This window comes from Micromonospora sp. DT53, from assembly GCF_049841535.1.
Lineage (GTDB): Bacteria > Actinomycetota > Actinomycetes > Mycobacteriales > Micromonosporaceae > Micromonospora.
Genome location: NZ_JBNCKM010000011.1, coordinates 154,992 through 173,129, shown reverse-complemented (window position 1 = coordinate 173,129; position 18,138 = coordinate 154,992). Strand labels below are relative to the sequence as shown.

General features: G+C 71.2%; 16 protein-coding genes, 2 pseudogenes and 1 riboswitch. Of the genes and pseudogenes, 9 read left to right on the top strand and 9 right to left on the bottom strand.

Going from position 1 to position 18,138, the window contains the following annotated elements; all coding sequences use genetic code 11:
• Nucleotides 1-73: 73 nt before the first annotated feature.
• The 3 genes and pseudogenes from ACLQ3B_RS29255 to ACLQ3B_RS29245 all read right to left on the bottom strand — a co-directional run.
• Nucleotides 74-856 (bottom strand): annotated as a pseudogene (locus ACLQ3B_RS29255) (LAGLIDADG family homing endonuclease); the annotation flags it as partial.
• Nucleotides 845-1,102, bottom strand: a pseudogene (locus ACLQ3B_RS29250) (DNA gyrase subunit A); the annotation flags it as partial. The pseudogenes ACLQ3B_RS29250 and ACLQ3B_RS29255, both read right to left, overlap by 12 nt.
• A 32-nt stretch (nt 1,103-1,134) precedes the next feature.
• The gene (locus ACLQ3B_RS29245; RefSeq protein WP_425783920.1) at nt 1,135-3,192 is read right to left on the bottom strand and encodes a DNA gyrase/topoisomerase IV subunit B; all 2,058 of its coding nucleotides are present in this window, start codon (nt 3,190-3,192) and stop codon (nt 1,135-1,137) included.
• A gap of 276 nt (nt 3,193-3,468) precedes the next feature.
• Between ACLQ3B_RS29245 and ACLQ3B_RS29240 the strand changes: the two genes are divergently transcribed.
• The 3 genes from ACLQ3B_RS29240 (at nt 3,469) to ACLQ3B_RS29230 (ending at nt 6,628) form a co-directional block, all read left to right on the top strand.
• Entirely contained in the window at nt 3,469-4,167 is a 699-nt protein-coding gene (locus ACLQ3B_RS29240; RefSeq protein WP_425783919.1) for a hypothetical protein, read from the top strand.
• A 198-nt stretch (nt 4,168-4,365) separates the two neighbouring features.
• On the top strand, nt 4,366-5,622 hold the full coding sequence (locus tag ACLQ3B_RS29235; protein ID WP_425783918.1) for a hypothetical protein: 1,257 nt from the start codon (nt 4,366-4,368) through the stop codon (nt 5,620-5,622).
• Nucleotides 5,623-5,764: 142 nt separating this feature from the next.
• The gene (locus tag ACLQ3B_RS29230; RefSeq protein WP_425783917.1) at nt 5,765-6,628 is read left to right on the top strand and encodes an alpha/beta fold hydrolase; all 864 of its coding nucleotides are present in this window, start codon (nt 5,765-5,767) and stop codon (nt 6,626-6,628) included.
• 27 nt (nt 6,629-6,655) lie between these two features.
• Here the strand turns inward: ACLQ3B_RS29230 and ACLQ3B_RS29225 are convergent, their stop codons facing one another.
• Complete coding sequence (locus ACLQ3B_RS29225) at nt 6,656-6,826, bottom strand: hypothetical protein (RefSeq protein WP_158629581.1); 171 nt, start codon at nt 6,824-6,826, stop codon at nt 6,656-6,658.
• A 197-nt stretch (nt 6,827-7,023) separates the two neighbouring features.
• Here ACLQ3B_RS29225 and ACLQ3B_RS29220 point away from each other — a divergent pair, with 197 nt between their 5' ends.
• Nucleotides 7,024-7,653 (top strand): hypothetical protein, encoded by a 630-nt coding sequence (locus tag ACLQ3B_RS29220; RefSeq protein ID WP_425783916.1) that lies wholly within the window; start codon nt 7,024-7,026, stop codon nt 7,651-7,653.
• A 157-nt stretch (nt 7,654-7,810) separates the two neighbouring features.
• Nucleotides 7,811-8,182: a hypothetical protein gene (locus tag ACLQ3B_RS29215; protein ID WP_425783915.1), complete on the top strand. Its 372-nt coding sequence runs from the start codon at nt 7,811-7,813 to the stop codon at nt 8,180-8,182.
• A 36-nt stretch (nt 8,183-8,218) separates the two neighbouring features.
• Here ACLQ3B_RS29215 and ACLQ3B_RS29210 read toward each other — a convergent pair whose 3' ends face one another.
• The gene (locus tag ACLQ3B_RS29210) at nt 8,219-9,124 is read right to left on the bottom strand and encodes a DUF72 domain-containing protein (RefSeq protein WP_425783914.1); all 906 of its coding nucleotides are present in this window, start codon (nt 9,122-9,124) and stop codon (nt 8,219-8,221) included.
• A gap of 134 nt (nt 9,125-9,258) precedes the next feature.
• Between ACLQ3B_RS29210 and ACLQ3B_RS29205 the strand changes: the two genes are divergently transcribed.
• Nucleotides 9,259-9,762, top strand: a complete 504-nt coding sequence (locus ACLQ3B_RS29205) for a DinB family protein (RefSeq protein WP_425783913.1) — start codon at nt 9,259-9,261, stop codon at nt 9,760-9,762.
• A 48-nt stretch (nt 9,763-9,810) separates the two neighbouring features.
• Here the strand turns inward: ACLQ3B_RS29205 and ACLQ3B_RS29200 are convergent, their stop codons facing one another.
• The 3 genes from ACLQ3B_RS29200 to ACLQ3B_RS29190 form a co-directional block, all read right to left on the bottom strand.
• Nucleotides 9,811-11,868 (bottom strand): glycogen debranching N-terminal domain-containing protein, encoded by a 2,058-nt coding sequence (locus ACLQ3B_RS29200; protein ID WP_425783912.1) that lies wholly within the window; start codon nt 11,866-11,868, stop codon nt 9,811-9,813.
• Nucleotides 11,865-12,272, bottom strand: a complete 408-nt coding sequence (locus tag ACLQ3B_RS29195) for an SCP2 sterol-binding domain-containing protein (RefSeq protein WP_425783911.1) — start codon at nt 12,270-12,272, stop codon at nt 11,865-11,867. The genes ACLQ3B_RS29200 and ACLQ3B_RS29195 overlap by 4 nt, the downstream gene beginning before the upstream one ends.
• An 80-nt stretch (nt 12,273-12,352) precedes the next feature.
• Nucleotides 12,353-12,862, bottom strand: coding sequence for a mycothiol transferase (locus ACLQ3B_RS29190; RefSeq protein ID WP_425783910.1), 510 nt, complete (start codon nt 12,860-12,862; stop codon nt 12,353-12,355).
• Nucleotides 12,863-13,291: 429 nt separating this feature from the next.
• Between ACLQ3B_RS29190 and ACLQ3B_RS29185 the strand changes: the two genes are divergently transcribed.
• Nucleotides 13,292-13,477: a hypothetical protein gene (locus tag ACLQ3B_RS29185; protein WP_124821494.1), complete on the top strand. Its 186-nt coding sequence runs from the start codon at nt 13,292-13,294 to the stop codon at nt 13,475-13,477.
• 16 nt (nt 13,478-13,493) lie between these two features.
• Here the strand turns inward: ACLQ3B_RS29185 and corA are convergent, their stop codons facing one another.
• Nucleotides 13,494-14,618, bottom strand: coding sequence for a magnesium/cobalt transporter CorA (gene corA, locus ACLQ3B_RS29180; RefSeq protein WP_425783909.1), 1,125 nt, complete (start codon nt 14,616-14,618; stop codon nt 13,494-13,496).
• A 154-nt stretch (nt 14,619-14,772) separates the two neighbouring features.
• On the opposite strand from corA, the gene ACLQ3B_RS29175 reads away from it, so the two are divergent.
• Together ACLQ3B_RS29175 and ACLQ3B_RS29170 are read left to right on the top strand one after the other, a co-directional pair.
• Entirely contained in the window at nt 14,773-16,731 is a 1,959-nt protein-coding gene (locus ACLQ3B_RS29175) for an amino acid transporter (protein ID WP_425783908.1), read from the top strand.
• A gap of 86 nt (nt 16,732-16,817) precedes the next feature.
• Nucleotides 16,818-16,929: riboswitch (SAM riboswitch) on the top strand.
• A 273-nt stretch (nt 16,930-17,202) separates the two neighbouring features.
• Nucleotides 17,203-18,102 carry an ABC transporter substrate-binding protein gene (locus ACLQ3B_RS29170; protein WP_425783907.1) on the top strand — a complete coding sequence of 300 codons (900 nt, stop codon included), beginning with the start codon at nt 17,203-17,205 and terminating at the stop codon, nt 18,100-18,102.
• Nucleotides 18,103-18,138 lie beyond the last annotated feature (36 nt).

Sequence of the window (18,138 nt, the reverse complement as noted above, 5' to 3'; positions counted from 1 at the left end):
AGGGCAGCAACAATCGGGCAAGGTCTGCGGCGTCCCGCCCGCTGACCGAGAGACCAAAGGGCGGGTTACCCGCGGAGGCGCGCCCCCTGGTCCAGTGGTGCCCGTGCAGCCCCAGGTCGGCGAGCATGGCGTAGATCTGCCGCACCAGCACCTCGCTCGTGCTGACGAAGACGATCTCCCTGAAGCGCTTACGGACGTAGCCGTCCCCGTCGAAGAAGCCGGCGAGGAACGGCGCCCACGCCGACCGGTTCGCGACGATGTCGCCCGGCACGTGCTTGTCCCGGCTGAGCGGACGTGCGGCCTCCAGCAGCCCATCGTGACGGCTGAAGGTCAGAATGTGCTGGTCGCGATGGAGGGGATTGCGCGCCTCGCGCTTACCTCGGGAGACGTTCAATCCGCCGGCGATGGCCCAGCCGTGAGCGACATCCAGCGGCTCGACGTCACACATGTGGATCCGGACCCGGCCGTCCGCTTCGCGAGACCGATGGGCAGGGAAGCCCTCAGCCACCAGCAGCCCGCGCACATAGTCGTAAACGTCACCGGCAGGCGTCGACACCGCATTGCGGCGACTGCCGTACGCCAATGCCAGTCGCCCCGGGAGATCCCGGGCCTCCGCCCATTGGACCGAAAGGTCATCGGCGACCACGCGGAAGCGCTGGCCCGGCGTGACGAGCATCGTGTGCCCGTTGCTCCAGGTCACGCGCACGAGCTCGGAGGTCGGGTTTTGATAAACAGCAGTCACCGGTACGGAGGCTCCGTCGCCGTCCAGCACGAGGTCCCCGACCTCGACCTCCTCGATGGCCCGCAACCCGTCGGGCGTCGAGACGAGTGTGCCGGCAACGAAGCAGTCGCCCACAATTCGGGCAGACTTTACGTGCCCGCGATCCGGGCGGTAGCCCTGCTCGTACATCGACCAGAGGATGCGCCGGTGCACGGGCTTGAGGCCGTCCCGGGCGTCGGGCAGGGCGCGGGAGTGGATGACCGAGAAGGCGTACTCCAGGTAGGAGTCGGAGACCTCGGTGACCAGCGGGTTGTCGAAGACCCGCGCGCCGGCCTGGTCGAACGAGGAGAGGTCGACCTTGTTTTCCTTACGGCGTGCCATGACTCAGCTCTCCATCGGAACGGAACGGGCGCTCATGCGTCGATCGCATCCCGGTCGACGCGGTCGGCGGAGTCGATGAGCCAGTTGCGGCGCGGCTCGACCTTCTCCCCCATCAGCAGTTCGAGGATGCGTTCGGCGGCGTCGACGTCGTCGAGGGTGATCCGGCGGACGGCGCGGGTGGCCGGGTTCATCGTGGTGTCCCACAACTCGTCGGCGTCCATCTCACCGAGACCCTTGAACCGTGGGATGGGCGTGACGATCTGCTTGCCGGACTTCTCCAGCTTGCGGACCGTCGTCTCCATCTCGGCCTGGGTGTAGGTGTAGACGGTCTGCGGGCTGCGCCCCTTGGTGGTGATCTTGTGCAGGGGCGGCATCGCGGCGTAGAGCCGGCCGGCCTCGATCAGCGGCCGCATGTACCTGGCGAACAGGGTGATCAGCAGCGTACGGATGTGGGCGCCGTCCACGTCGGCGTCGGCCATGATCAGCACGCGGCCGTAGCGCAGCGCGGAGAGGTCGAAGGTGCGCCCCGAGCCGGCGCCGAGGACCTGCACGATGGCCGCGCACTCGGCATTGTCCAGAACCTGCTGGAGGTTGGCCTTCTGCACGTTGAGGATCTTGCCCCGGATCGGCAACAGCGCCTGGTATTCGGAGGAACGGGCCATCCGGCTCGTGCCCAACGCGCTGTCACCCTCGACGATGAACAACTCGCTGCGGTCGATGCCGGTGGCCCGGCAGTCGACAAGCTTCGGCGGCATGGACGCGCCCTCCAGGGCGGTCTTGCGCCGGGCCGCGTCCTTCTGTTGCTTCTGGGTCAGTCGCACCCGGGCCGCGTCGACGATCTTCTGCAGGACGGTGCGCGCCTCGGCCTTGGTGCGCCGGTCCTCCAGCCAGGTCTTGATGTGCGCGTCGACCAGCGACTGGAGAACCTTGGTGATGCCGGTGGTGGAGAGCTCGTCCTTGGTCTGCGAGGTGAACTGCGGCTCGGGGATCCGCACGTGCACCACCGCGGTCATCCCCTCCAGGACGTCGTCCAGGGTGGGCGGCTCCTCCTTGGCCTTGAGCAGACCACGGGTGTTGCGGATCGCGTCGGCGAGCGCGCGGACGAGGGCCCGTTCGAAGCCCTTGCGGTGGGTGCCGCCGTGCGCGTTGCGGATCGTGTTGGTGAAGCACTCGACGGTGCGCTCGTAACCGGTGCCCCACCGGAACGCCACCTCGACCTCGGCGCGCCGCTGCACGTTGGACTGCATGACGCCGTTGGCGTCGGCGGCGTTCTCCCGATAGGTGCCCTCGCCGTTGACCAGCAGGGTGCCGGAGACCGGCCGGTCGCCGGCCGGGGCGAGGAACTCCACCATGTCGCTGAGCCCGTTGGGGTAGTGGAACCGCTCCTCGGCGGGTGCCTCGCCGGTCAGGTCACGGAGCAGGTAGGTCACGCCGGGGACGAGGAACGCGGTGTTGCGCAGCTTCATCCGGACGGTGTCGACGTCGAGCGCCGCGCCGGTCTCGAAGTAGCGGGCGTCGTGCCACCAGCGGATCGAGGTGCCGGTGCGCTGGCCACGCTTCATGGCGCCGATCACCTGGAGCCCGGGGCCGGCGGTGAAGGGGGCGTCCGGCCCGTCGCCGTCGAAGATGCCCGGGACGCCGTGTCGGAACGACATCGCGTGGACCTTGCCGGCCCGGCGGACGGTCACGTCGAAGCGGCGGGACAGCGCGTTGACCGCCGACGCGCCGACGCCGTGCAGACCGCCGGAGGTCTTGTAGCCGGAGCCGCCGAACTTGCCACCGGCGTGCAGCCGGGTCAGCACCAGCTCGACGCCGGAGATGCCGGACTTGGCGTGCACGTCGGTGGGGATGCCCCGACCGTCGTCGTCGACCTGCACCGAGCCGTCGGCGTGCAGGATCACCTCGACGTGCGTGGCGTGGCCGGCGACCCCCTCGTCGGTGGAGTTGTCGAGGATCTCGTTGACGAGGTGACCCACGCCACGGCTGTCGGTGGAACCGATGTACATGCCGGGCCGCTTGCGGACAGCGTCCAGCCCCTCAAGGTGGGTGAGGTCATCGGCCCCGTACAGGGTGTCAGGCTCTGCGGTCAACTGGTCGTACTCCCCGGTCTCGGCGGTGTGCTGCCGGTCACCGGCGACATCAGCCGGCGTGGCGCGCCGCAGCGAGCCTAGCCCGAGGCTAGGACAACTACCGGAGGACCTACGCGACCCGCCGCGCGCGGCCCTCCGGACGTGAGCCAACGAACAGCCGGCAGTGATCATGGGACCACCCAGAGACAGCGTCGCCGGTACGATCACCCATGATCGCGGCCGGTGTGCGCGCGGGGTGCACGCCGTCCGGGTCAGGAAGATCAAGAGGCGGTCGTGATGGACGCAACGTTTCGTGACGCGCTGCGGCGCTCCCTCGGCACCCGGGCCCGGCGGTGGCTGCTGGTGGGCACCCTGGCGGCCGGGCTGCTGACCGCCGTGGCGCTGGCCGCGGCGGCGGCTCCCGCCGACCGGACCTTCGTCGATCTCTCGGGCGCGGCGCAGAGCCTGATGTCGGTCGCGACCCCGCTCTTCGGCGTCCTGCTGGTGCGCGACCTGCGCCGGGCGCCGGTCCGCGTCCCGGTCCTGCCCACAGTGCTCGCGGTGGTGCTGCCGGCGGTCGTCGTCGGCGTGGTCGGTGTGCTGATCTGCGCCGCGACGCTGGCTCTCACGCCGGACGACGTGGCCGACGAGCCGTGGCGGTTCGCCGGGACGGTGGCGGTGGGCAGCGTGCTGGTGCAGATCGGCGCCGGTCTGGTGGGCACCGGGCTGGGCCTGTTGCTGCGCTCGGTGGTGGTGGCGTTCCTGGCCACGATCGTCCTGCCGTTGGGGCTGTTCGCGCTGCTGGGCGCCGTGGACGCCCTCCGTCCGGCGCTGCCGTGGCTCACCCCGCTCGGCAGTGCGCGCAACCTGCTCTCGGGCGAGATGAGCGTGCTGCGCTGGGCGCAGTGGCTGTGCGTACTCCTGATCTGGGGTGTCGGCCTGAACGCCGTGGGCGCGGCGGTGCTGAACCGCCGCGACCGCCCGGCCGGTCACTGACTCCCCGCGCCCACCGGCGCGGGTCGGTCGGTCCGGCGACCCGGAGCGCGGGTCCACTCTCGACGTCGTAGGCCCTCATGTCTACGAGCGCGTGTCTTTCGTCGAACGAATCTGTTACGGGCCATTGACGCCCGTCGCGCCAGGGTGATCTGATCGCGCTCTCAGAGAATCTTTCATCTTTCGATGGTTGGGGGCCCCATGCCCAGGTTCCGGCGTACCGCGCTCGCCGCGGGACTGACGATCGCCATAGCCGCGTTGTCGACAGCCGTCGCGCTGCCCGCACCCGTATCCGCCGCGTTGCCCACCGCCGCGGTGGCACTCGGGGACAGCTTCATCAGTGGCGAGGGCGCCGGGGCGTACACCCCGGTGGTCGACGCCAACGGCGTCAGCCAGGGCTTCCCCGGCTGGACGGCGGCGAACAACAACGCGTTCTTCTGCCACCGATCAGCGAACGCCTCGCTCAACCAGGCCAACCTGCCGGGCATTCAGAACCGGTTCAACCTGGCCTGCTCCGGTGGCCAGCCACACGACATCGCCAACGCCTCCCAGGCGCGGACCAACGGTCGCACCGTGGCCTCGCAGCTGAGCCAACTGCGTGCCGTCGCGCAGACCCAGGACATCGACCTGGTGCTGATCGGCCTCGGTTCCAACAACAGCTCGTTCACCTTCGGCAGCGTCGCGGAGAAGTGCGCCAACCGGTTCATCGCCGACGCGTGGACCGGTTGGTGGGAGTTCTGGGCGTACCTGAACGGCCCGGTCGAGCAGAAGCCGTGCAGCGACGCCGACCTGGCCACCGCCGCGCAGATCAGCGCCGCGACCGCGGAGACCACCGCTGCCGTACGCCAGATCCTGACCACCCTCGACCAGGTGGACGCGGACGGTCAGCACCGTGTGGTGTTCCAGGACTACACGAACCCGCTGCCGCTGGACCTGAACCAGCAGTTCCACGAGGAGGACAGCCGCGACGACACCCGGGACAAGTTCCGTGACCTGGGCGCCGAGCGGTACGCGGCCGGTTGCCCGATCCACCGGGCCAGCCTGGCGCCGGGGCACCGCTTCTCCCAGGGGCTGGGCGGCATCGTGAAGTCCACCCGGGACACTCTGGCCGCCGAGTTCCCCGCCGACGACCTGGTGTACCTGAACGTGCAGCAGGCCTTCAACGGTGCCCGGCTCTGCGAGCAGACCAACAGCCCGAGCGGCGCGCTGGCCACTCCGATCCGGCTTCAGGACGGCGCGACCGGCACCTTCGTCACCAGCCTCGCCGGCAAGGACAAGATCGCCATTCAGCGGATCGCCAACACCTGCGTCAGCTACTTCCAGACCTGCCAGGAGTCGTGGCACCCGAACGTCACCGGGCACCAGGTGCTCGGCCAGTGCCTGAGCGGGGCGGCCTCCACCAGCGCCCGTTCGGTCGCCTGCGTGCGGTCCAGCAACGGGGCGATCTCGGTCTCCTGACCGCAGCGCAGTTCGGAGGGCTCCGCCACCCGGCGGGGCCCTCCGTCGCGTCCGTCGAGCGCACGGGCGCGCCCGCACGGCGCGGCAGTCGCCCGGCGACCTGCTGCTACCCGCCGGTAACGTCAGGCCGTAGGCTGGGCCGGTGAACGGGGATCCGGAGTACGCGCAGGAGTTCGTCGAGGTCGACGGTGGCCGGCTGGGTGTGCAGATCTATCCGGAACCGGCCGGGATGCCGGCCGCGCCGGTGGTCGTGATCTGGCCCGCGATGGGGGTCCGGGCCCGGTACTACCGGCCCTTCGCCGCCGCGCTGCGCGCCGCCGGACTGGCCGTGGTCGTGGCCGACCTGCGCGGCACCGGCACGAGCACGCCCGCGCCGAGCAGGGCGGATCGGCACGGTTACACCGAACTGGCCGACGACGTCCGCGCCGTCCTGGCCGCCCTCAAACCGCGGCTGGACGGACGCACCCGACTGCTGCTCGGGCACTCGCTCGGCGGGCAGGCCGCGCTGCTGCACCTCGCCCTGCACGGCGACGACGAGGTGGACGGGTTGGCACTGATCGCGGTCGGCATCCCGTACTGGCGGACCTACCCGGGCCGGCGCGGCCTCGGCGTGCTGCCCTACACCCAGGGGATCGCCGCCACGGCGGCCCTGCTCGGGGTCTGGCCGGGCTGGGGCTTCGGCGGTCGGCAGGCGCGCGGCGTGATCCGCGACTGGGCGTACACCGCGCGGACCGGCCGGTTCCCCCGGCTCGACGGTACGGACACCGAGGCCGCGGTCCACGCGGTGCGGACCCCGGTGCTGGCCGTCAGTGTGGACGACGACCAGTTCACCCCGCACGAGACCATGGACCACCTCTGCGCGAAGCTCGACGGCGCGCGGGTGACCCGGGAACGGTACACAGTGGCGCAGGCCGGGGCGGCGTTGGACCACTTCACCTGGGTCCGCGCGGGCGCCCCGCTGGCGCGGCGGATCGCCGGTTTCGTCGGCGACCTGCCGCCCCGCTGAGCCGCACCGGCGCGGGCGCCGCTCGGATCACTCGTCCTGGTCCAGCGGCACCAGCTCACCGTCGCGCTCGACCTGGATCTCGGCGTGCTCCTTGCGGGGCGCGACCTCTGCGGTGTTCCGGTGTGGGTCGTTGTCGGGGTGCATGAGCACCGCGTCTGTTTTGGGGGTCTTCTCCCGGCTCTCGTCCGGCTGCGACATCGCGTTCCCCTCTCGTCGGCGTCGCTCGGGATCTACCCGCCACCGGGCGAACGACTCCTGCCCGGGGCAGGTCGACCCGCCGACGCCACGGATGTCCGGTAGCCGCAGGTCACGGCCCGGATCGGCCCGCCCGGGGCGGGGTTAGCCGCCCGACCGGCGGGTAAGCCGCACCGCCCGACACGGCGGAAGGGGATCACATGTCCGAACGGCATACCGCACTGCGCTCGATGCACGATCTGGGCCTGGCGGCCTGGTTTGGCGGCTCCCTCATGGGTGCCTTCGGCGTCAACGGCGCGGCTGCGAAAATCAGCGACTCGACCCAGCGGCTCCCGGTCGCCTCGGCCGGATGGTCCAAGTGGACACCGGTCAACGCGGCCGCGATCGGCGCCCACCTGGCCGGCGCCGTCGGCGAGTTGGTGACCGAGAGCCCACGGGTGGCGGCCCAGTCCGGCGTGGGCCGGGCCAGCGCCATCAAGACCGCGTTGACGATCGGCGCGCTGGCGGTCACCGGCTACAGCCGGTTGATCGGCATGCGGCTGGAGAAGGCGGGCGGTCCGTCGGTGAGCGGCGCCACCGAGCCGAACCACCAGACCCCGGCCAGTGTGGCCTCGTCGCAGCGGCAGATGAAGCTGCTCCAGTGGGCCATTCCGGCGCTGACCGGGACTCTGGTCGTGGTCACCGCGTACATGGGTGAGCAGCAGAAGCCCGGCCAGGTGTTCCGCGGGATGCTCGGTCGCGCCGGTGGGATGAAGGGCGCGTCGAAGAGCATGATCAAGATGGCGGGAATGAGCAACGGCAAGCGACCGATGGCGATGGCCGGACGCTGAACGTCGGGCCGGCCGGCGTCCCGCCGCCACCTCGACGGCGGGGCGCTGGCCGGCCCTGCGCACGCGCCGGAGCGCTGCGACGAGGTCGGGCGGGCAGTCCCGGCCCGAGGACGGCACATCGTCCGCCGGCAGCGGCGGACCGACGAGCGGGGTGGCCATGACGGCGTACGAGGGACGCAACGGTGACAACGACCGGCTGGAGCCGGAGGCGACCAAGCCGTGGGGCACCGGCGACGGCTTCGACGCCGACGCCCCCTGGGGCGCCGACGACGACTCACCGATGGACGAGGGCAGCGAGGAGACCGCGGTGCCCGAGGGGCGGCGCGGCGAGCGGCGAGCGGGCGCCCCGGCGGGCCGGTCGGACCCGGCGGGACGACACGGCTTCGGCTCGGTCGAGCCGACCCGCACGACGATGGCCGGACCGGGCGCCCCACCCGATCCCGCCCCCAGCGGCCGGACCTTCCCCGACGACGCGGACATCGGCGAGTCGAGCCAGGACGCACTACGCAGCCGGGGACGGCGGTCCTGAGCGGACCCGGTGTCCGGCCGGGTCCACCCGCGACGGTCAGCCGGTCGCCGGGACCGCGCGATCGGCGATCATCGTCTCGGCGAGCAGTTGCGCCAGCCGGGTCGCGTCGCGCTGGGCCTGCCCGGCGCAGCAGTTGTTGAACAGCACGTGCAGCTCGTCGGGGAGATCGGCGAACTCGGCCAGCAGCCCGGCCCAGTGTCGAAGCTCGTCCTCGTCGTACGCGTACCGGAACTTGTCCTGCTTGTCGCCCTCGCCCCAGGCGTCGCTGTGACCGTGGAACCGGACGATCGCCGGCTCCGCCGTCATGGTCAGGATCGGTGGCACCGACGACGGATGCCCCTGTGGCATGTCGACGCAGACCAGGGACAGGTCGTTGGCGCGTAGCAGGTCCAGAGTGTCCGTCGCGGCGTCGTCGTCGAACCAGGAGCCGTGCCGCAGCTCGACACCGACCCGCCACGGCCGGCAGCGCTGCGCCAGCTCGACGATCCGGCGTTCGGCCGCCTGGCCGCGCACCAGCCACGGGGGGAACTGCAACATCACCACACCGAGCTTGCCGGCTGCCGCGATCGGGTCGAGGGCCGCGCGGAACCGGGCCCACAGCTCGTCGTAGGTCCGCTCCGGCAGGTCGCGGCGGCGGATCCGGCTCGGGCCGGCGGCCGGACGCAGGTCCCGGGGCAGCACGGCGACCGGCGTCGGATGGCCGGTGAAGAGGCTGAACGCCTTGACGTCGAAGGTGAAGTCGTCAGGTGTGGCGTCCACCCAGCTCTGGGTCGTCTCCGGCACCGGAATGGCGTAGTAGGACGTGTCCACCTCGACCATCGGGAACTGGCTGGCGTAGAAGCCCAGCCGACGGGCCGGCGTGCCGGCCGAGCGTGGGTACCACCCGGAGCGCAGCAGGGACTGGTCCGCCCAGGACGACGTGCCCACCTTAATCACACCCATGTCATTCAGTGGACCGCCACCGGGGCGGATCGGCAACCGCTGGCGGGTCATCCGTCGACCTGGGTGTCGCGCCCGGGAAGTGTCGGTGCCTCGCCCTACGGTGGCAGCGGATGACATCAACGAAGGGTGGCGGCATGACCAGCACCGAGCAGCTCACCGGTGAGCGCACCGACCTCCTGCAGGCGCTCCGCGGGCACCGCGGTTTCCTCCTGCAGACCGTCGACGGGCTCACCGACGAGCAGGCGGCCAGCCGCCCCACCGTCAGCGGCCTCTGCCTCGGCGGCCTGATCAAGCACGTGGCCGGCGTCGAGCACCGGTGGATGCTCTTCGCCGTGGGCGGCGCGGAGGCGATGGGCCGTGAGGCGGTCGACTGGGTCGGCCAGTTCCAGATGGCACCGGGCGAGACCCTCGCCGGGCTGGTCGCGCGCTTCCACGAGGTGGCCGACCGGACCGACGAGTTGGTCGCCACCCTCGACCTGGACGCGGCGCATCCGCTGCCGAAGGCGCCCTGGTTCGAGCCGGGGGCGAGTTGGACGGTCCGCCGGGTGCTGCTGCACCTCATCGCCGAGACGGCCCAGCACGCCGGGCACGCCGACATCCTGCGGGAGTCGATCGACGGCGCCAAGACCATGGGCTGACCCGGGGGCCCGTCGACCCCGGTGGCGGGCTGAGGGTGGGTTGTCGACTCAGCGCGAGCGGTGCCGCCGTTCGGTGGTCCGGTCTCTGGCGTAGGCGTCCGAGTGACCCCAACGGCCCGGGATGTCCAGCAGTTCCAGCCGACCGAACCCCTCCGGCACCGCCGGGTTCACCAGCAGGTTGTCGCCGGTGGGTCGCAGGCCCAGCATGGTGCCCAGCAGCATCAGCAGGGCACCCGACGACCACGCCTGCGGGCGGCAGCTCATCTCCAGTTCGACGGGGTAGGTCGTCAGGCTGCGCTCGTAGCCGGCGATCACCTCCGGCACCGCGCCACCGAGCGTCTGCGCCGCGTCGAAGATGCCGGACGCTACCCGGGCCGCCTGCGCGTCGAGGCGGTAACGACGCAACCCGGCGGCGATCAGCGCGTTGTCCGACGGCCACACCGCGCCCAGGTGCGCGCCGACCGGGTTGTAGGTGCGCTGCCCCTCGGCGAGGGTGCGTACCCCCCACCCACTGAACAGTCGCGGCCCGACCAGGTGCTCGGCGACCGCTTCCGCGCGGTCGTCGGCGACGATCCCACTCCAGAGCAGATGCCCGATGTTCGAGGCCAGCGCATCGACCGGTTCGCCGTACGGGTCGAGCGCCAACGCGTAGTACTCCCGGCGTGGCAGCCAGAAGTCCCGGTTGAAGCGGTCCTTCAGCGCCGCCGCCTCCCGTTCCAACCGGTCGGCGTACGCGGGGTCGCCCCAGAACTCCCGGGCCAGCCGGGCGCCTCGCCGCTTCGCGTCGTACGCGTAGCCCTGCACCTCGCAGGTGGCGCGAGGAAATGCGGGTTGCCGACCCTTGGAGTCGACGATGGCGTCCGGGGAGTCCTTCCAGACTTGGTTGATCGTGCCGTCGCGCTCGTTGCGGCGCTGGTAGCGCACGTAGCCGTCCCCGGTCAGGTCGCCGTACTCGTCGATCCAGTCCAGCGCCATCCGGGCCGGGTGACGCAACTCGCGGACCAGGTCCGCGTCACCGGACCAGCGCTCGTACTCGTCGAGCAGGACGACGAACAGCGGGGTGGTGTCGGCCGCGCCGTAGTACAGCGCGCTCGCCCGGTCGCCGAACGCCCCCGTCTCGCCGTACCGGAGCTGGGCCAGGATCTTGCCGGGCTCCTCGTCCAGCGTGTCGTCGAGTTGGCCGCCCTGCATGAGCGCCAGCATCCGCAGCGTCGCGGGGGCCAACTCGGGAGTGAACGCCATCGTCTGCAGGCAGGTGATGATGGCGTCCCGTCCGCACAACCCCATCGCCCACGGCAGACCACCGATCGGCACCCGCTCGCGGTAGGACAACGGCTGGTAGCGCAGGGCCGCCAGGTCCGCGAGGCTGCCCCGGTAGAGCTCTTCCAGGCCGCCGCGTTCGGCCACCAGCAGCGGCGCCCGGTCCAGCCACCGCGCCAGGTCCTCGCGCATCCCCGTGCGCACGGTCTGCTGGTGCGACTGCAGGTCGGCGCGGAGGTCCCGGCCGTGCTCGCCACCCATGGTCACGCTGACGTGCAGGTCGGTCTCCCACTTCCCCTCGGGTGCGACCCGGACCCGGAACGTCATTCCCCGCTCGTCCACCTCGGCGGGGACGGTGCTGCGTACGGTGGTCTCGCGCACGAACCGGTCCCGCTGGTAGCGCAGCACGAGCCGCTGGCCCGCCGGGTCGGCGGTGACCTCGACGGCTCGCCGGCGGAGCTGCCCGACCTCGACGATGTCGGTGAAGTCGCTGGCCATCTCCACCCGGACGGTGTATTCGGCCGGCTGCGACGAGTGGTTGAGCACTGTGATGTTCTCGTGGAAACAGTCGTGGACCGAGCGGTGCCTGATGATCGACACGTCGGCGTCGACGTAGTGGCTCGCCGCACCGGGCACCAGGAAGAAGCGGGTCTCGAAGTACGTGAGGTCGTCCCGGGAGAGCGCGTGGATCCGTTCGCCGTCGATCCTGAGCACCCAGTGCGACAGGAACCGGGTGTCGTAGGCGAAGAGTCCGACCGGGGCCTGCGGATCCGCCTCGATGTCGCCCTGTGCGTCGCTGATCGCGAACAGGTTGCCCGCGATGACGTGCACCAGTTCCTGCTTCACGACCGCTCATTCCGAGCGGTCGTCGCGGCCCGGCCGACCAGCGCGGCCCGGCCCAGCTCGTGCGGATGGCGGGCGCCGTCCGGCCCGGAGAAGATCCGCCGCAGCAGCATCAGCAGTTGCATGTTGCCCTGCACGGTCAGCTCGTTGCGCAGCAGACCCGCGCTCGGGTGCAGCTCGCCGCGGGCCATCCGGTCGAAGACCGCCCGGTCGGCCCGCACCACCAGATCGGCGTCGTCGGCCGAGCGGCTCACCCGGACGTGCTGGTCGGCGATGGTCAGGTACCAGTGATCGGTGCTGCCGTCGTCGCGGACATCCAGTCGCAGCGTCCCCGCGGTGGCCTCCGGCAGGTCGGGCCGCCGACCGGTGTCCAACTGTCGCAGGTACTGCTCCGCCGTCGCGCCCATCAGGTCCCCTCCCCACGGTCTCCCGCAGGATCACCCGCGCCGGGGTGAGCCCGGTTCACCCGAAACGGGTGAGGGGCGTGTCAGCCGGCCTCGATCAGGCCGCGCACGTAGGCGGCCTGGCCCACGTGTTGCAGGTCGTCCTCGGCGACGCTTACCAACCGGACGCCGAGGGTGACCGGCGGGTCCCACCCCTCGTCGACCACGCGGTCCAGGTCCGCCGGGCCCACGCCGGCCAGGAAGCTTCCGGTACGCGCCGCGACCGCCTCGTAGTAGTCGATCAGCGCCTGCGCGCTCTCCGGCCGCACCGCCGCGACCTGAGCGGCCGAGTGCCCGTAGCCGGTGTCGTCGGGTTCGACGGCGAGCCCGAACCGGCCCGCCCAGTCGCCGCTGACCCAGATCTGGTCGGCGTCGAGCAGGTCGGCGACGTGGTGGTCCTGTACCCGGGTGAGGTGCCAGACCAGCCAGCCGACCGTGTTGGCGCCCGGACCGGGCTGGTGGCGCAGTTGCTCGGGGCTGAGACCGTCGACGGCCGCGCGAACGAGGTCGGGCAGCCGGTCGTACGCCTCGGTCAGCAGGTCACTCACATCCACGGGGTACGCCTTCCTTGTCGCTTTCCGATCAGGTACCGCTGGATCCGGGCGCGCAAACCTCGGCCGCTACGGTGATCGAATGGTCGCCGCGGTGGAGTTGTACCTGGACCCGGACGCCACCCGCCGGATCCGGGGCGGTGCGCCGCTGTCTGGAGGTGTTGCCGCTGGCCGCGACAGTGGTCGGCGCGGCGCTCATCGACCGCGCGCGCGGCATCGCTCACCCGCCGCCCTGACCGTCGGTCCGTAATGTCCGGTTTGGCGGGCGACAGTCGGAAACCCGAAAACAAGCGGTGCGGATGTGGCCGAACGTGGGAAGGTTCGGGTGGCTGTCGTACCGGTGGTGTGCTGCTCGCAGGTGGTTCGCCCGGCCGGTGGCGCGGGTCTACCCCGTGCCGCCCACGGCGGCTTCGACGAGGAGAGGCAGGGCCCATGCAGGCTCAGCGCAGGCCACCGCGCACGGAGCGGAGCCAGACCCGGGACGACCGGACCGGCGGCGGACTGACCGGGGCGGCCACGCCACTGACGATCTGGGCGGCCGCCGTGCTGCTCGGCCGGATCAGCGCCGGCGACGACGACGTCGAGGACGAGCGGCACATCCTGCGCGGCATCGAGTGAACCCCGGCCGCGCGGCTCAGAGCCAGCCGCGCCGCTTGAAGATCACGTAGAGGGTGCCGCAGACCAGCAGCATCAACAGCAGCGCGAAGAGGTAGCCGAGGCGCCAGTTCAGCTCCGGCATGTGGATGAAGTTCATGCCGTACACGGTGCCGATGAGCGTGGGAGCGAAGAGGATCGCCGCCCAGGACGACACCTTCTTCAGCTCCTCGTTCTGGCTGTAGCTGGCCGCGGTGAGGCTGCGCATCTCCTCGTTCTGCTGCTGCGAGACGAGTGTGGCGTTGACGGTGAGGATGTTCTGCAACAGGTGCCGGAACCCGTCCACCCGCTCCACCACCTGGGTCAGGTGGTCGGTCACGTCGCGCAGGTAGCGGCGCAGTTCCTCGTCGGCGCTGCCGGCGCCGACAGCCAGCGCGTCGAGCACGCTGAGCAGCGGGCGGGCGGCCCGCTGGAACTGGATGACCTCGCGGCTGAGGCCGTAGATGCGGCGGCTGGCGTTCGGGTCGCCACCGAACACCTGGGTCTCGATCTCGTCGATGTCGTTCTCCAGTCCGGCCACCACCGGCGCGTACCCGTCGACGACCTGGTCGAGGATCGCGTACAGGATCGCCTCCGAGCCCCGGGCGAGCATCTGCGCGTCGGTTTCCATCCGCCGCCGCACCGCGGCCAGATCCGGCGCCTCACCATGTCGGACGGTGACCACGAAGCCCGGCCCGATGAACAGGTGCAGCTCGGAGAACTCGACCTCCTCCCGGAGGTCGTCGTAGCGGGCGGCACGCAGCACCACGAACAGGGTGTGCCCGTACCGCTCCAGCTTGGGCCGCTGGTGGGCGTTGATGGCGTCCTCGACCGCCAGGTCGTGCAGCCGGAACTCCCGGGCCAGCGAGGTGATCTGGTCGATGTCGGGTCGGTACAGACCGATCCAGGCCATCGCGCCGTCCTGCTCCTGGAGGCAGCGGTACGTCTCGGCGAGGCCGGAGGGAGAGGCGAACCGGTGCCCGCCGACGTAGACCGCGCTGTCCACCAGACCGCCGTGGGACGGGGCGGGCGGCTCCGTGGACGGCGGCACACCGACAGTCGTCTCGTACTCGTCGAGTTGGCGGCCGAAGCCACCACCCGGGCGGAAGCGACGGCCGCCGACCATGCCCTGTCCCCTCCCCCGGTGCCGTCCGGTCCAGCCCGGGGCGCTGCTTCCCCCCTGTCCTGGGCCCGAAACCCGCCGGGACGTCGGCTGGGTTCCGCGCACCGGCGGACGGGAAGGGCCCGGCGGGCGGATACTCACGGTGACCGTGGGCGGGATGACGGGGGACGCGCCGGTGGAGGTCGACAGACGCGCCGGCCGGTTGCGGAGGTGGCTGCTCGACGCCGGCTCGGACCAGGCCGTGCAGCACCCGGGGCCGCACGGGCGCCCGCCGGAGCACCGGCACCACCCGTGGTGGAAGGTGATGTGCCTGACCGGTGTCGACTACTTCTCCACACTGGGTTACCAGCCGGGTATCGCGGCGCTGGCCGCCGGGGCGCTCTCCCCGGTGGCGACCCTGGTGCTGGTGCTGGTGACCCTGCTGGGGGCGCTGCCGGTCTACCGGCGGGTGGCGGTGGAGAGCCCGCACGGTGAGGGCTCCATCGCGATGCTGGTACGCCTGCTGAGCTACTGGCCGGGCAAGTTGTTGGTGCTGGTGCTGCTCGGCTTCGCGGCCACCGACTTCATCATCACCATCACCCTCTCGGCCGCCGACGCGACGGCGCACATCGACGAGAACCCGTTCTGGCCGAGCGCGCTCAAGGGGCACGAGGTGCTGGTCACGCTGCTGCTCGTGTCGCTGCTCGGCGTGGTGTTCCTCAAGGGGTTCACCGAGGCCATCGGGATCGCCGTCGTCCTGGTCGCGGTCTATCTGACGCTGAACGCGGTGGTGGTGGCCGACGCGTTGTGGCGGGTGGCGACTCATCCGAGCGCGGTCGGCGACTGGACCACCATGCTGACCACCGGGCACGGCGATCCGTTGCTGGTGGTCGGGCTGTCGCTGCTGGTCTTTCCGAAGCTGGCGTTGGGCCTGTCCGGCTTCGAGACCGGGGTGGCGGTCATGCCGAGCGTGCGGGGTGACCCGCAGGACTCGGAGGCACGACCGCTGGGCCGGATCCGTGGCGCGCGCCGGCTGCTCACCACCGCGGCGGCGATCATGAGCGTCTTCCTGATCACCAGCAGCGTGACGACCACCGTGCTCATCCCGCCGGAGGCCTTCCAGCCGGGCGGGCCGGCGAACGGGCGGGCGCTGGCCTACCTGGCGCACGCCCACCTCGGCGAGGTGTTCGGCACCATCTACGACCTGTCCACCATCGGGATCCTCTGGTTCGCGGGGGCATCGGCGATGGCCGGTCTGCTCAATCTCGTGCCGCGCTACCTGCCGCGCTACGGCATGGCGCCGACCTGGGCGCGAGCCGTCCGGCCGCTGGTGCTGGTCTTCACCGCCGTGGCGTTCCTGATCACGATCGTCTTCGAGGCCAGCGTGGACGCGCAGGGCGGCGCGTACGCCACAGGGGTCCTGGTGTTGATCACCTCGGCGGCGACGGCGGTGACGCTCGCGGCGCTGCGGCGCCGTCAGCGTGGCCGCACCATCGCGTTCGGAGTCATCGCGGTGATCTTCGTCTACACCACGCTGGCGAACGTGGTGGAACGCCCGGACGGTGTCAAGATCGCGGCCTGTTTCATCGGCGCGATCATCCTGGTGTCGGTGCTGTCCCGACTGATGCGCGCCTACGAGCTGCGCGTCGACCACGTCGAGCTGGACGAGGTCGCGGCCCGGATGATCGACGAACGGGCCGGGCGGCGGATCCGCCTCATCGCCCACGAACCCGACCGGCGGGACGAGGCGGAGTACCGCGCCAAGTTGGCCCAGACCATGGCGGACAACGACTTCCCCGACGACGGCGACGTCATCTTCGTCGAGGTCAAGGTCACCGACCCGTCCGACTTCGAGACCGAACTGCTGGTCCACGGCAGCGTGGTCGACCGCCGCTTTCCGGTGCTCAGCCTGGCCAGCTCGTCGGTGCCCACCGCGCTCGCCGCCCTGCTGCTCGAGATCCGCGACCGCAGCCGGCGACGCCCGCACATCTACTTCGAGTGGTCCGAGGGCGGTCCGACCCGCAACTTCCTGCGCTACCTGGCGTTCGGACAGGGCGCCATCGCCTCGGTGACCCGGGAGATCCTGCGCCGCCAGGAGCCCGACCCGCACCGTCGACCGCACGTGCACGCCGGTTGACGCACGAACGGGCAGCCGGTGGCGCACGGTGAGCGTGGTCATAACGACTGGACGACCCACCCGCTCCTGCTGCTAGCCTCGGCCCAGGTCATGAGCGCCAGCGCGAAGCCCCGGCTCGCTGGCCGGCAACCCTCCTCCGCGGTGGGGTGCCCCGGGTGAAGACCAGGCACCGGCACGACGTCGGTGCAAGCGTGGCCTGGCACCCAGGTCAGCACAGACCTGGGAGAACCATGCGCAACCTCCGCACCACACCACCGACCGACGTCGCGGCTTCCCGCACCGGTCGACCCGTGCCCGCCCTCACCCGGCGACGGCACGTGGACATGATGCGAATGTGCAGCGCCGCCTGTCGTCGCGGCACCACGCTCTAGCACACCCCTTCCCGAGCTCCTTCCCACCGGTACGCCCAGCGGGCGCGCCGTCGGTGGCGCACGCCCGTGCGCGCCGAGACACCACCCTTCGGAGACACCCGTGCGATTCCTTCCTGCCCTGACCCGTGCCGCCGCCCTGGGCGCGGCCACGATCCTGGCCGCCACCGCCCTCACCGCCTGCGGCGACGACAGCTCGTCCGACGCCACCGCCAACCCGTACGGTCTGGCGCAGCCGGGCGTGCTGCGCGCCGGCACGCTTACCGACGCCCCGCCGAACGTGTACCTCAAGGACGGGAAGTTCACAGGCTTCGACAACGACCTGCTGACCGCGGTGGCCGGCAAGCTCGGCCTCACTGTCGAGTTCGTCGGCACCGACTTCTCCGCGCTGCTCAGCCAGGTCAACAACCGCAAGTTCGACGTCGGCAGCTCGTCGATCACCATCACCGAGGCACGCAAGAAGACAGTCGACTTCGGCAACGGCTACGACTTCGGCTACTTCGGTCTGGACGTCCCGGCCGGCTCCTCGATCACCAGCTTCGACCAGCTCACCGGCAAGCGGGTCGTGGTGGTGCAGGGCACCGTCCAGGACGACTACGCCACCGGCAAGCAGCTCAACCCGGTGCGGGTGCCGGACTACAACGGCGCGATCAACCAGCTCAAGGCGGGCACCGCCGACGCCTGGATCGCCCCGGCGGAGATCGGCGAGAAGTCGGCCACCGACAGCAACGGCAAGATCACCGTGGCGGCCAAGCAGCTCAGCCCGGCACCGACGGCGTACGCCGTGGCCAAGGGCGGCGACAAGCTGCGCGAGGCGCTGAACAAGGCCCTCGACGAGGTCATCGCCGATGGCACCTGGAGCCGGTTGCAGGCGCAGTACTACCCGGGCCGGCCGATCCCGGCGGACTTCAAGCCCGGCAGCGGCACCGTGCCAGCCCCGTCCGCGTCGGCCGCACCGTCCGCGTCGGTCACGCCGTCGGCGTCCGCGTCGGCCGCGTCCTGAGCCGGTGACGAGCGAGCGGGGCGGTAGGAGGGGCAA

What these genes read in the sequence shown, in the direction of transcription:
- ACLQ3B_RS29240 (WP_425783919.1), top strand. Translation starts at nt 3,469, where the DNA reads ATGGACGCAACGTTTCGTGACGCGCTGCGGCGCTCCCTCGGCACCCGG.
- ACLQ3B_RS29235 (WP_425783918.1), top strand. Translation starts at nt 4,366, where the DNA reads ATGCCCAGGTTCCGGCGTACCGCGCTCGCCGCGGGACTGACGATCGCC.
- ACLQ3B_RS29225 (WP_158629581.1), bottom strand. Translation starts at nt 6,826, where the DNA reads ATGTCGCAGCCGGACGAGAGCCGGGAGAAGACCCCCAAAACAGACGCG.
- ACLQ3B_RS29220 (WP_425783916.1), top strand. Translation starts at nt 7,024, where the DNA reads ATGTCCGAACGGCATACCGCACTGCGCTCGATGCACGATCTGGGCCTG.
- ACLQ3B_RS29215 (WP_425783915.1), top strand. Translation starts at nt 7,811, where the DNA reads ATGACGGCGTACGAGGGACGCAACGGTGACAACGACCGGCTGGAGCCG.
- ACLQ3B_RS29210 (WP_425783914.1), bottom strand. Translation starts at nt 9,124, where the DNA reads ATGGGTGTGATTAAGGTGGGCACGTCGTCCTGGGCGGACCAGTCCCTG.
- ACLQ3B_RS29205 (WP_425783913.1), top strand. Translation starts at nt 9,259, where the DNA reads ATGACCAGCACCGAGCAGCTCACCGGTGAGCGCACCGACCTCCTGCAG.
- ACLQ3B_RS29195 (WP_425783911.1), bottom strand. Translation starts at nt 12,272, where the DNA reads ATGGGCGCGACGGCGGAGCAGTACCTGCGACAGTTGGACACCGGTCGG.
- ACLQ3B_RS29185 (WP_124821494.1), top strand. Translation starts at nt 13,292, where the DNA reads ATGCAGGCTCAGCGCAGGCCACCGCGCACGGAGCGGAGCCAGACCCGG.
- corA (WP_425783909.1), bottom strand. Translation starts at nt 14,618, where the DNA reads ATGGTCGGCGGCCGTCGCTTCCGCCCGGGTGGTGGCTTCGGCCGCCAA.
- ACLQ3B_RS29175 (WP_425783908.1), top strand. Translation starts at nt 14,773, where the DNA reads ATGACGGGGGACGCGCCGGTGGAGGTCGACAGACGCGCCGGCCGGTTG.